This is a genomic window from Corallococcus sp. CA053C, from assembly GCF_003611675.1.
Taxonomy (GTDB): domain Bacteria; phylum Myxococcota; class Myxococcia; order Myxococcales; family Myxococcaceae; genus Corallococcus.
Window position 1 is genome coordinate 1 of record NZ_RAWA01000322.1, and the last position, 11,526, is coordinate 11,526.

Here is an 11,526-nt window from a genome sequence, read left to right on the forward strand (position 1 = left end):
CCCTACACGGTGCGCATGGGCCCCTGGAGCGCTCCTGTGCCCTCCTGAAACATCCATGCAACAGGGGGTTGCGTCGAGGACAGCCAGGCAGGCAGGCCTGGAGGACCTTGGGCGCGGGGGGTGGGGACCCGTAGACTGCCGGCACCTTGGCGTCGGAATCCGGCATTACCTGGGCAGGGCACTACCGCTTGAGCGCGCGCATCGCGACGGGCGGCATGGCCGAGGTGTATCTGGCGCGCCCCATCGCGCAGGACGGGCAGCGCGGCCCCTCCGTGGCGGTGAAGCGGCTGATGCCGCACCTGGTCGCGGACCGGCGCATCGTGCAGATGTTCCTCAACGAGGCGCGCATCACCGCGCAGGTGCGCCACCCGAACGTGGTCTCCATCCTGGAGCTGGGCATGGAGGGCGGAGAGCCCTTCATCGCCATGGAGCTCCTGGAGGGACGCTCGTTCGCGGAGGTGCGACAGGAGGCCGCCGAGCGGGGCCAGCGCGTGCCCCTGGGCATCACCCTGCGCGTGCTGGTGGATGCGTGCCGGGGGTTGGATGCCGCGCACCGCGCCGTGGACGAGGCGGGCCGGCCGCTGCGAATCGTCCACCGCGACTTCACGCCGGACAACATCCACGTGGGCGTCAACGGCGCGGTGAAGGTCATCGACTTCGGCATCGCGAAGGCGGACGCGCTGGGCTCCGGCACGGAGCCGGGGACGCTCAAGGGCAAGTTCTTCTATATGTCGCCGGAGATGATCGCCGGCCGCAGCGTGGACCACCGCGCGGACCTGTTCGCCGCGGGGGTGATGCTCTACGAGCAGCTCTGCGGCCGGCGCCCCTTCACCGGCATGTCGCCCGACGAGGTGCTGTCGCGCATCGCGGAGGGACGTCCGAAGCCGCCCACCGCGTTCGACCCGTCGGTGCCGCAGGCGCTGGAGGGCGTGTGCCTCATGGCGCTCGCGAAGGATCCAGAGGCGCGGTTCGACAGCCTCCAGACCTTCATCGCCGCCATCGAGCACATCGGCGGTCCCGCCGAGGTCGCTACGCCAGCGCAGGTGGCCGCGTACCTGGACCTCCTGTTTCCGCCAGACAGCGACCCCAAGCGCCTGGCCCTGCGCCGCGCGAGGCTCGCGGATCCGTCCAGCTCGGGCGCGGAGCCAGGAGCGCCGCTCATGGTGCAGGGCGACTGGCCCGCGGAGCTGGGAGGCACGCCGTCGCGGGCCGGTGCGCAGGGCTCGTGGCCCGTGGCCCAGGGCGGGGCCAGCGGTCCGGCCGAGTGGCCCGCGCTGCCGGTCGGAGCCAACGGCGCCTGGCCCGTGGCACCGGAGGCCCTCCCCAAGGACACGAGCTCGGATGCGACGTCCACCCGGGTGACCTCGCACGAGCAGGTGCGCGGATCCGGGGCCGCCGCCGCGCACGACAAGGCGCGCGGGCCCGGAGCCGCCTTGCCTGCTTCGCACGACAAGGCGCGCGGGCCTGCGTCAGGCGACACCGGGACCGCAGCCTCCACTGCGCGAGGTGGAGTCCCGCCCGTCGCCTCCGGGAAGCCTCCCCGCGCCGCTCCGTCGGATGGCACGCGCTCCCGGTCGCGCTGGGTCATGGGCGTGGTCGCGGGCGTGCTCGCGTTGGGCGGGCTGGGCGCGGGGGCCACGTGGTACCTGCGCCGTCCGGATGTGCTCCCCACCGCGAGGCTCGCCGCCGCGGAGGCCGCCACGACGCTGGAGGCGAAGGTGGCCGCGCTGGAAGAACTGGGCAAGGACCCGCGCGCCACCGACAAGGAGCTGGCCCGCGCGAGCACCCTGCTGTTGAGCCTGGGCGCCCACCCGCAGGCCCTGGCGCTGGCGGAGACGTACACCGCGCGCTTCCCGAAGGAGGCGGAGGCGCACCTGCTCGCCGCGCGCGCCGCCACCGAGCTGCGCATGGGCAAGCGCGCCGAGCGCGCCATCGACGAGGCCGCGCTCCTCGCTCCGAAGGACATCCGCGCGCCGCTGGCCCTGGCCGAGCTGCGGGCCCGCCAGGGTGACGTGCCGGGCGCGCTGACGGCGCTCGCGAAGGCGTACGCGCAGGCGCCGGGCTCCGCCCAGGTGGCCCCCCGCTACGGACAGCTCCTGTCGCAAGGCGGACGCCTGGACGAGGCCGCCACCGTGCTCTCCACCTGGACGCGCCAGCACGACGACGCGGCGGCCATCGCGGAGCTGGGCTTCGTGCGCTTCCGCCAGGAGAAGCTGGACGACGCCGTCTCGCTGCTCAAGCGCGCGCTGCGCAAGGCCCCGTCGCTCGCGGTGGCCCATTCGTACCTGGGGGCCGTCCTCTTCCGGCAGGGCGACCTTCGCGGCGCCGAGCGCGAGTACCGGGAAGCGGAGCGTCTGGCGCCGGACGATCCGCGCGCCCTGACGGCGCGGTGCCAGCTCCACGTCCACGAGGGCGACGCGGCGGCGGTGGCCGAGGTGAAACGTACGCTGTCGGAAAGGTTCCCCGACCGTGCGTCGGCACTGGCTGCGGAGTGCGGCCCGGGGAATTAAATCCCCCTCCATGCGACTTCGCCTCCTCGTCCTCGCCGCGACCAGCCTGCTGATGACCGCCGCCGCGTGCGCCTCCACGCCGGACGACCCCACGCCCGACGCCGGGACGCAGGTGACCCCGGACACCACCGCTGGCGACGTGGCGCCCGCGGACCGCACCGCCTGCTCCGGCCTCACCGTGACGGCGGGCACCTACAACTGGACCGTGGAGCACGGAGGCCGCACCCGCAACTACCGCGTCCACGTGCCCCCGGGCTACGACGCCACGAAGCCCACGCCCGTGGTGCTCAGCTTCCACGGCTTCGGCTCCAACGAGGTGGAGCAGGAGCTCCTGAGCAACTTCTCCCGGCTGGGCGACACCGAGGGCTTCATCTCCGTCTACCCGCGCGGCCTCAACCTCCCGGAGACCGTCGGCCAGGGAGATGAAGACAGCCGGAGCTGGAACGGCGTCGCGTGCTGCGGTCCGGCCCAGGCCTTCAACGTGGACGACGTGGGTTTCGTGGACGCGCTGCTCGCGGACCTGGACGCGCGCGTGTGCACGGATCCGCGCCGCGTCTTCGCCAGCGGCTTCTCCAACGGCGCCTTCTTCACCTACCGGCTGGCTTGTGAGCGCGCCCAGCGCTTCGCCGCCATCGCGCCCGTCGCGGGCATGGAGGGCTCGGCGGCCTGCGCCCCGTCCCGCCCCGTGCCCGTGATCCACTTCCACGGCACCGCCGACCCGACCATCCTCTACGACGGCGGCAACAACATCCCCGCGGGCAAGCCCTACCCGTCCGCGCCCGAGTCCGTGCGCCGCTTCGCCGCGCGCAACGGCTGCACCGGCCCGGAGCAGCAGACGTATCAGAAGGGCGACAGCACCTGCGTCGCGGCCACGGGCTGCACGCCGGAGAGCGCCACCGCGAGCCTGTGCACCGTCACCGGGGGCAAGCACGCCTGGCCCGGCCAGCCGATCTTCAACGAGGGCACGCGGGACCTGGACGCGACGCTGGAGATGTGGCGCTTCTTCCAGGCGCGCCCGCGTCCCTGAAGGAGCCCGCCCTCGCCGCCCCGCGCCCTCATCCTCAACGCCGATGACCTGGGCTACGACCCGGGCATCACCCGGGGCATCCTCCAGGCCCTGCGCGAGGGCGTCGTCTCCTCCGCCACGCTCCTGGTGAACACCCCCTGGTCCGAGGAGGCCGCGAGCCAGGCGCGGGGACTCGCCATCGGGTTGCATCTGAACCTGGACCGGGGGCCGCCCGTCGGCCCCGACTTCCCGCGCGAGTGGCGGTCCGCGGAAGGAGGCTTCGTCGGAGCGCGCGTCGCGGAGCTCCCCGCGGACGCGGTGGAGGCGGAGGCGTTCGCGCAGCTGCGACGGCTGGAGCAGCTCCTCGGCCAGCCCGCCACGCACGTTGACGTGCACAAGCACTTGCACCGCCATCCCCAGGTGCTGGAGGGACTCGCGCGCGTCGCACGGCGTGCGGGTCTGCCGGTGCGCTCCATCGACGCGGACATGCGGGAGGCGCTGCGGGCCCGGGGCGTGGCCACGAATGATCACTTCGTCGGTGAGTCCGGCGAAGCGGCGTACTGGACCCCGGAGCGCTTCACGCAGGCCCTGGCCACGCTCCCGACCGAAGGCGTCACCGAGTGGATGTGCCACCCCGGCCACCTGCCCGAGGTCGTCACCAGTCGCTATGCGGCGCAGCGCGAGGTGGAGCTGGCCACCTTCCTCCATCCCCGCTCACGCGAAGCCCTGGAGCAGGCGGGGCTCGTCCCCACGGACTTCCGGCACCTCACGCCGGCGTAGCGAGCACGACCTCCGACTCCACCGGCGACACGGTCCGCCGCCGCTCGCGCCCCAGCACGTGGTGCACGCCCGCGAGCAGCTCGTCCGCGCGGTAGGGCCGGGGGCACAGCCCGGTGTTCTCCTGTGCCCACCACGGCCGCGAGTCTCCCGCCAGCAGGATGGGCACCGGCCGGGCGCGGGGCAGCGTGGCGAACGTCTCCAGGAAGGAGGCCATCTGGGGCTGCGTGGCGCTCGTCGACAGCACGATGAGGTCCACGGGCAGGTGCGTCGCCTGGCGCAGGGCCTCGGCGCCGTTCTGCACGGTGAACACCTCGAAGCCCTCCGCGCGGAGCGTGCGCTCCGCGGCCGCCTCCTGGCTGCGGTCCTCGTCCAGCACCAGCACGCGCCGGGGCAACCTGCGCACCTCGTGCGCCGACATGCGCGGCAGGTCCATCGTGAAGGTGGACCCTTCGCCCTCCAGGCTGCGCAGCGCGAGCGCGCCGCCGTGCATCTTCACGATGGAGTGGCTGATGAACAGCCCCAGCCCCAGCCCGCCGAAGTTGCGGTGCGACACATTGCGCGCCCGGTAGAAGCGCTGGAACACCTGCCCCTGATCCGCGCCCGGAATCCCGATGCCGTGGTCCTGCACCTGGATGCGCGCCGCGTCCGCCGTGCGCTGCACCCGCACCGCGATGGGCGCCCCCGCCGGGCTGTACTTGTGCGCGTTCTCCAGCAGGTTCACCAGCACCTGCTCCAGCCGGTCCCTGTCGCCGAGCACCCAGACGCCGTCGGGAGGCACCTCCACGGAGAAGGGGCGCTCGAAGGCATGGCGGAAGTGATCCACCACCTCCGCCACCAGCTGCCCCACCTCCAGCGGCGACGAGTCCAGCGCCAGCCGCCCCAATTCCAGACGGCTTGCGTCCAGCAGGTCCTCCACCAGCCCGGCCAGCCGGTCCACCTGGCGCTTGGACTTGAGCACGCTCGCCAGCTCCACCGGCTGCCCCGCGGCGATGCGGCGCTCCATGGAGTACAGGCCCAGCTTGAGCGGCGTGAGCGGCGTCTTCAGCTCGTGCGACGCGATGGACATGAACTCCTCGCGCACGCGCAGGGCCGCCTGGGCCTCGCGCAACAGGCGCGCGTTCTCCACCGCCACGGCGAGCTGACTGGCCGCCGCGCTCCACATCTCCAGCTCCCGCACGGAGAACGAAACGCCCTGCTCCTTGTAGATGAGCAGCAGCCCCACGGTGCGGCGCGGCGCGCACAGCGGCACCGCCGCGAACACCGACCCCACCGCGTCCCCGTAGCCGCGCTGGATGCCCAGCTGCGGCTGGCGCAGGGCCAGGGCCTGCCGGTACGGATCCTCGGCCGGGTTGAACGCGTCCCCGGGCAGCTCGTGTCCGTCCAGGTCCGACACCGCCATGCGCCGCAGCGTCGCGTCGTCCTCCTCGTAGAGGAACACCTCCGCGCGCCGCACCTGGGCACACCGCACCAGGGACACCACGGCGGCCGAGCAGACGCGGTCCACCTCCAGCGACTCACCCACCGCGCGGGCAATCTCCCGCACGGCCTGTGAAAAGGCACCCTCGTCGTCCACGCCGGAAGGCTCCACCACCAGCCACGCCCCGCCCGCGTGGGCGGGCTTCACCTGCACGCGCACCTGCCGCAGCGCGCGCGTGATGACGTGGCCGGAGTGCGTCCGCCCGTCCCGGATGGCGCGCTCCAGCGCATCCAGGCTGCGGCCGTGCTCCAGCACGTCCACGAGCGTGCCGCCCGGTGCCAGCACCACGCCCGTCTTGGCCGCGAAGCCCTCCTCGCACCATTGGACGCGAAGGTCGGGTCCCACGCGCACGAGCGCTTGGGGCAGGCACGAGAGGACATCCTCGACGTCATTGGGTGGCAGCATGGGGTCGGGGCGCAGCAGGGGTCGCCGGAGGGGGAGATAGGGATCCCCTCCCATGATCGCCAACCACCCCCGGCCGATCTGCTGGACCCCAGGGCTCCTTCCCGTTGGGCGCCGAACAGAGGCGCTGGCGGGCAACCAGGGAGGCGACGTTTGCGGGAGCGGCGACAGGCACGGAACGTGTGCTACACGACACGCCATGTCCTCAAAGCCGTCCAAGGAAGTCCAGACCTTCCCCAATCCCGCCCCCGAGCGCGATTACGAGATCGCCTTCGACGTCCCGGAGTTCACCTGCCTGTGCCCGCTGACGGGCCAGCCGGACTTCGCGCGCTTCACCATCAAGTACGTGCCGGATCAGCTGTGCGTGGAGCTCAAGAGCCTGAAGCTCTACATGTGGTCCTACCGGAACGAGGGCGCCTTCCACGAGAAGGTGACCAACACCATCGCGGACGACATCGTGAAGGCCATCCAGCCGCGCAAGCTCACCGTGGTGGGCGACTTCTTCGTGCGCGGCGGCATCGGCACCATCGTCACCGTCACGCACGAAAAGAAGAAGTAGGCGGCCCCCGCAGGGGTGTGGGCCTCCCTCCTCCCGTCACCGCGTGAGCTGCTCCAGCACGGGCAGCCACTGGGCGTGGGAGAGGTAGAGGCCCGTGCCGACGGCGGCCGTCCCCGCGGCGAGCGCGGCCAGCTTCCACCGCTGGCTGCGCCGGGGGGGCTTCGGCGCGTTGAAGACGTCCAGCACGCCCAGTTCCTGCTGGGTGAGGTGGGCGAGCGCCTCCGTCTCGGTGAGCTTCTGGCGGTAGCGCAGGAAGGCCACGAGCAGCGCGGGGTGGGACACGGGCACTTCGTGCGCGAGGAACAGGTCCAGCTCGCGGCGCATGGCGGCGGCGTCCGGGAAGCGGGCCTCCGGCTTCACGGCCAGCGCGCGCTTGACGATGCGCGCCAGGGGCGTGGGCACGTTGGGGGCGACTTTGTGGAGGGGCGTGAACTTGCCGTCGCGGATGCGGGCGAACACCTCGCCGGCGGACTTGCCCACGAAGGGGCGGGTGCCGGAGAGGGTCTCGTAGAGGAGCACGCCGAGGGAGAAGATGTCGGTGCGCGCGTCGATGGGGGCGCCGGTCACCTGCTCGGGGGACATATAGGAGGGCGTGCCCACGGCCATGCCCTGCTGGGTGAGGGCTTCGAGGCCCACGTCCTTGGCGATGCCGAAGTCCATGAGCTTCACCTCACCGGACTTGGTGAGCATGACGTTCGCGGGCTTGAGGTCGCGGTGGATGATGCGGCGGAAGTGGGCGTGGTCGAGCGCGCTGGCGATGCGGGCGCAGATGACGGCGGCGACATCCGGGGGCAGCGGGCCTTCCTTGATGAGGCCGTGGAGGGTGGGCCCGTCCACGAACTCCATGACCATGAAGAAGCTGTCGTTCTTCTCCACCAGGTCATAGAGGGTGACGATGTTCTGGTGGCGGAAGGCGGCGAGCGCCAGGGCCTCGCGGCGGAAGCGTGACAGGGCCTCCTTGTCGCGCTGGCCTTCGGGGAGCAGCTCCTTGATGGCCACCTCGCGCTGCAGCAGCTCGTGCAGGCCGCGGTACACGATGGCCATGCCACCGCGGCCCAGCTCGCCCAGCACGCGGCAGGCGCCAATCTTGCGGTGACGCACGGCTTTCTCATTCTTCTCGGCGACGGTCACGGGGCCGCAGGGTACCGATTCACGTCTCATGCGTCGATGGGCCCTCCCGACGGAGGCCATTCGCACAGGTGTGGTGGAAAGGCGCGGTGTCGCTGTCTCACTCCCACGCCAGGGGGCCTACCTGCGGCGAGGGGCTGGCAGGATGGGGAGGTGCCAGGACTTCGGACAGGGTGGCTGTGGGTGTTGGCGGCGGTGGGGTTCGGCGGCTGCGCGGGCGCGCCGAGGCATCCGGGGACGTATGCGCAGAGTTTCGACACGGTGACGAACAGCTGCCGCCACAACCCGGCCCTGTGCACAGGCGAGGGGGCGGTGGTCCAGGTGCCTCGCGCGGTGGAAGTGGCCGTGCTGGTCGCGGGGGCCAGGGCGATGCTGGACGAGGACACCCAGCGAGCGGTGGAGCAGGTGCTGAAGGAGTGCGCGGACCTGGCCCGCTCGGAGGTCCTGATTCGTCAGCACGGAGGCCAGAGCCCCACGAAGGAGGAGTGCAACGAGGTGGTCGAACACAATGCGCGCAAAGAGCCCGTGACACAGGCCATGAAGTGGGGAACCGCCATGCACCAGTTCGCCCTGGAGTGCTCCCGGCAGCGGCTGGACACCGTGGTGCCGGGAAGGTTCAGCCTGGAGCCCACCTATCGGTATGACCGGCGGGTTCCCAGGACGACGTACCTCACGCAGGAGCAAGTGAATGCCCTGCTCCGCGAGGGGCGCGGTGCCGAACTCAGGGGCACGATTGTCCCCGACGTGGTCATCCACCAGGGCGACCCGCTTCAGGCCCAATCGGTCTACGACTTCAAGTTCCCCTGCGTGAACAGCGACGCAAGACCTCCTTGGCGGAGATATCCCCGGGGACACGCCTACGAAGGTGAGTACCAGGATCAGCTCTACCAGCAGGCGTTGCGCCTTCCCGAAGCCCCCTTGCGCGTTGTGCCCAGGATTGGAGTCATTCCCCCATGAGCCAGCACATTCCCAGGATCCGGGTACTCGCCCAGAACGGTGCCCTGCTCATTCGCGAGGGCCTGCGCATCCATTTCCATATGCCCCAACCGCACTCTCGGCTGGAGCATGCCGTAGAGCGCGCCCTGGGAGTCTACCTGGATGCGGTGGGCCACGACGCCCTGGGCTTCTACGCCACCGAGGAAGGCGAATGGGTGGCACTCGATGGCACCGGGTGGCGCGCCGCGCGCCAGGAATTGCACGGAGAGAACTTCTCCAATGTCGTCCTGAGCGACGCGGAGAACGGAGCGATGCGCTATTACTTCGAGTACTACGGCAAGGACCTTGGCAACCCGGAGCGGTTCTACAGCCCGACGGTGATCAGCTCCCTGGGCTTCTGGCTGCCCACTGAGTTCCTGGAGCAGCACGGTCCGAACAGGGTGAGTGAGCTGGCATTGACCCTGGCGAAGGACCTCCCCTTCTCCTTCGGGCAGGCGGGGCCCTCATTTCAATGTCAGCTCGACATCTTGGGCGTCCGCGATGAGGTGGATGCACGTTGTCTGCGCTACCCAGGGATGGATGTATCCATGCTGAACGCGCTCGCCAGTGACCTGGGCACCCGCGTGCGCGGGCCTTCGTGGATGAACTTCCTGGGACCACCGGTGCTCACGGAGTTGGGCGGCACAGCGGCCCTGCGCGCCCGTCTCCACTCCCCGGACACCACCGTGCAGGAGCTGGGACCCGACCGTGCTGTCATCACGTTGGGCCCGTGGCCAGAGGCCGGGGACACCGAGCAAGGACAGACACTCCCCGCCTACCGGGAGCTCGCTCGCGTGCTCAGGCCCTGGCTGTACCAGGAGCATCCCGGCCCTCCGGAACTCAACGAGCACCATCTCGTCAAGGTCCGGCGCCGCTGGGAGCGCCGCTTCCTCGACTAAGCGTTCGCAAGCGGCTTGGTAAGATGGATGCCTGCGGGTGGGCGCACACGGAGGCGCGGTGCCGGGACTTCGGACAGGGTGGCTGTGGGTGTTGGCGTCTTTGGGGCTCAGCGGCTGTGCGGGCGCGCCCAGGCACCCGGGGACGTATGCGCAGAGCTTCGACACGGTGACGAACAGCTGCCGCCACAACCCGGCCCTGTGCGCGGGCGAGGGGGCGGTGGTCCAGGTGCCTCGCGCGGTGGAAGTGGCCGTGCTGGTCGCGGAGGCCAGGGCGATGCTGGACGAGGACGCCAAACGAGCCGTGGAGCAGGTGCTGAAGGAGTGCGCGGACCTGGCCCGCTCGGAGATCCTGATTCGTCAGCACGGAGGCCAGAGCCCCACGAAGGAGGAGTGCAACGAGGTGGTCGAACACAATGCGCGCAAAGAGCCCGTGACACAGGCCATGAAGTGGGGAACCGCCATGCACCAGTTCGCCCTGGAGTGCTCCCGGCAGCGGCTCGACACCGTGGTGCCGGGAAGGTTCAGCCTGGAGCCCACCTATCGGTATGACCGGCGGATTCCCAAGACGACGTATCTCACGCAGGAGCAAGTGAATGCCCTGCTCCGTGAGGGTCGTGGTGCCGAGCTCAGGGGCACGATTGTCCCCGACGTGGTCATCCACCAGGGCGACCCGCTTCAGGCCCAATCGGTCTACGACTTCAAGTTTCCCTGCTCGGGGGCAGGTGATCCGCCCGAATGGCGAAAGGTTTCGACCGAGAGCGGACGCTCCCAGAAGAAGCTCTATATGGAAGCACTCGGATTGGGTGAGTCACAGGTCTTTCGCATGGTCCCACGGTGGGGGCCACTCCCATGAGCAACTCCATTCCTCGCATTCGCCTCCATGTGGCAAACGGAGAGATTCTCGTTGCTCGCGAAGGGCTCCAGATCTGCTTCTACATGCCTCACCCGCACGCGGCCCTGAAGGAGGGGGTTCAACGAGCGCTGGACGTGTATCTGGAGACCATCGGAGGGGACGCTCTCGGTTCGTACTCGGATCTCGACGGCCAATGGCAACAGCTCGACTCGAAGGGATGGGATGTCACCCGACGGAGCCTTCATGATGAAGCCTGGGCGTACATCCATCTGACGGAAGCAGCCCAAATGGACGATCGATTCGACTTCCATTACGTCGGGAAGCCACTCGGTGATCCGGACGGTTTTTACGGGCCGGAGGAGGTCAGCGCGCTGGCGGTTTCGCTGCCCACGGAGTTCCTGGAGACACATGGCCCGGGACGCGTCCATGAGTTGGCACTCGACATGGCGAAGTCCCTCCCCTTCAGCAGTGGCCATGCGGGCCTCGCCTTCCTTGGGGAGCCCCTGGCCTCGTCCGTTTTCCATGAGGTGGAGAAGCTCGCCCTCCGTCACCCTGCGATGGATGTGCTGTCTCTGGATGGACGCTCCCGTGGAATTGGCACCCGCGTGACCGGCCCCGCCTGGATGACCTTCCTGGGCCCCCCAGTGCTCCCGGAACTGGGAGGCGCAGCGGTCCTGCGCACCCGTCTTCAATCCCCGGACACCACCGTGCAGGAGCTGGGGCCTGACCGTGCCGTCGTCACGCTGGGCCCGTGGCCCGAGGCCGGTGACACCGAGCAAGGACAGACACTCCCCGCCTACCGGGAACTCGCGCGCGTGCTCGAACCCTGGCTCTACCAGGAGCATCCTGGCCCTCCACAACCCAACGAGCACGCCCTCCAGAGGATCCGACGTCGCCTGGAGCGCCGCTTCCTCGACTGAGCGCCCCGCCTCCCGCC

The 11,526-nt window shown here is 70.3% G+C and carries 10 protein-coding genes; 8 read left to right on the forward strand and 2 right to left on the reverse strand.

What is annotated here, in order from left to right; genetic code table 11:
- Positions 1 to 146 precede the first annotated feature (146 nt).
- Genes D7V97_RS31665 through D7V97_RS31675 form a run of 3 tightly spaced genes read left to right on the forward strand, consistent with a single transcriptional unit; the run spans position 147 to position 4,296 of the window.
- Positions 147 to 2,510: a protein kinase gene (locus D7V97_RS31665; protein ID WP_255424857.1), complete on the forward strand. Its 2,364-nt coding sequence runs from the start codon at positions 147 to 149 to the stop codon at positions 2,508 to 2,510.
- Positions 2,511 to 2,520: 10 nt separating this feature from the next.
- Positions 2,521 to 3,537, forward strand: coding sequence for a PHB depolymerase family esterase (locus D7V97_RS31670; RefSeq protein ID WP_120614358.1), 1,017 nt, complete (start codon positions 2,521 to 2,523; stop codon positions 3,535 to 3,537).
- Positions 3,538 to 3,567: 30 nt separating this feature from the next.
- Positions 3,568 to 4,296 (forward strand): carbohydrate deacetylase, encoded by a 729-nt coding sequence (locus D7V97_RS31675; protein WP_120614359.1) that lies wholly within the window; start codon positions 3,568 to 3,570, stop codon positions 4,294 to 4,296.
- On the opposite strand, the gene D7V97_RS31680 is transcribed toward D7V97_RS31675, so the two are convergent.
- Entirely contained in the window at positions 4,283 to 6,178 is a 1,896-nt protein-coding gene (locus D7V97_RS31680) for an ATP-binding protein (RefSeq protein WP_120614366.1), read from the reverse strand. The two genes, D7V97_RS31675 and D7V97_RS31680, sit on opposite strands and share 14 nt — an antisense overlap.
- 196 nt (positions 6,179 to 6,374) lie before the next feature.
- Between D7V97_RS31680 and queF the strand changes: the two genes are divergently transcribed.
- The gene (gene queF / locus D7V97_RS31685; protein ID WP_120614360.1) at positions 6,375 to 6,734 is read left to right on the forward strand and encodes a preQ(1) synthase; all 360 of its coding nucleotides are present in this window, start codon (positions 6,375 to 6,377) and stop codon (positions 6,732 to 6,734) included.
- A 36-nt stretch (positions 6,735 to 6,770) separates the two neighbouring features.
- Here the strand turns inward: queF and D7V97_RS31690 are convergent, their stop codons facing one another.
- On the reverse strand, positions 6,771 to 7,895 hold the full coding sequence (locus D7V97_RS31690; protein ID WP_120614361.1) for a serine/threonine-protein kinase: 1,125 nt from the start codon (positions 7,893 to 7,895) through the stop codon (positions 6,771 to 6,773).
- A gap of 120 nt (positions 7,896 to 8,015) precedes the next feature.
- On the opposite strand from D7V97_RS31690, the gene D7V97_RS31695 reads away from it, so the two are divergent.
- From D7V97_RS31695 to D7V97_RS31710, 4 genes are all read left to right on the forward strand, one after another.
- Positions 8,016 to 8,819 (forward strand): hypothetical protein, encoded by an 804-nt coding sequence (locus D7V97_RS31695; RefSeq protein WP_147445048.1) that lies wholly within the window; start codon positions 8,016 to 8,018, stop codon positions 8,817 to 8,819.
- Positions 8,816 to 9,736 carry a DUF3396 domain-containing protein gene (locus D7V97_RS31700; RefSeq protein ID WP_233583348.1) on the forward strand — a complete coding sequence of 307 codons (921 nt, stop codon included), beginning with the start codon at positions 8,816 to 8,818 and terminating at the stop codon, positions 9,734 to 9,736. The genes D7V97_RS31695 and D7V97_RS31700 overlap by 4 nt, the downstream gene beginning before the upstream one ends.
- Before the next feature lie 238 nt (positions 9,737 to 9,974).
- Positions 9,975 to 10,589 (forward strand): hypothetical protein, encoded by a 615-nt coding sequence (locus D7V97_RS31705; protein WP_147445049.1) that lies wholly within the window; start codon positions 9,975 to 9,977, stop codon positions 10,587 to 10,589.
- Entirely contained in the window at positions 10,586 to 11,509 is a 924-nt protein-coding gene (locus D7V97_RS31710) for a DUF3396 domain-containing protein (RefSeq protein ID WP_120614364.1), read from the forward strand. Before D7V97_RS31705 ends, D7V97_RS31710 begins: the two co-directional genes overlap by 4 nt.
- Positions 11,510 to 11,526 lie beyond the last annotated feature (17 nt).

Excerpts from the sequence above, each read along its gene's own strand:
- D7V97_RS31700 (WP_233583348.1), top strand. The coding sequence starts at position 8,816 with ATGAGCCAGCACATTCCCAGGATCCGGGTACTCGCCCAGAACGGTGCC.
- D7V97_RS31680 (WP_120614366.1), bottom strand. The coding sequence starts at position 6,178 with ATGCTGCCACCCAATGACGTCGAGGATGTCCTCTCGTGCCTGCCCCAA.
- D7V97_RS31690 (WP_120614361.1), bottom strand. The coding sequence starts at position 7,895 with ATGAGACGTGAATCGGTACCCTGCGGCCCCGTGACCGTCGCCGAGAAG.
- queF (WP_120614360.1), top strand. The coding sequence starts at position 6,375 with ATGTCCTCAAAGCCGTCCAAGGAAGTCCAGACCTTCCCCAATCCCGCC.
- D7V97_RS31710 (WP_120614364.1), top strand. The coding sequence starts at position 10,586 with ATGAGCAACTCCATTCCTCGCATTCGCCTCCATGTGGCAAACGGAGAG.
- D7V97_RS31670 (WP_120614358.1), top strand. The coding sequence starts at position 2,521 with ATGCGACTTCGCCTCCTCGTCCTCGCCGCGACCAGCCTGCTGATGACC.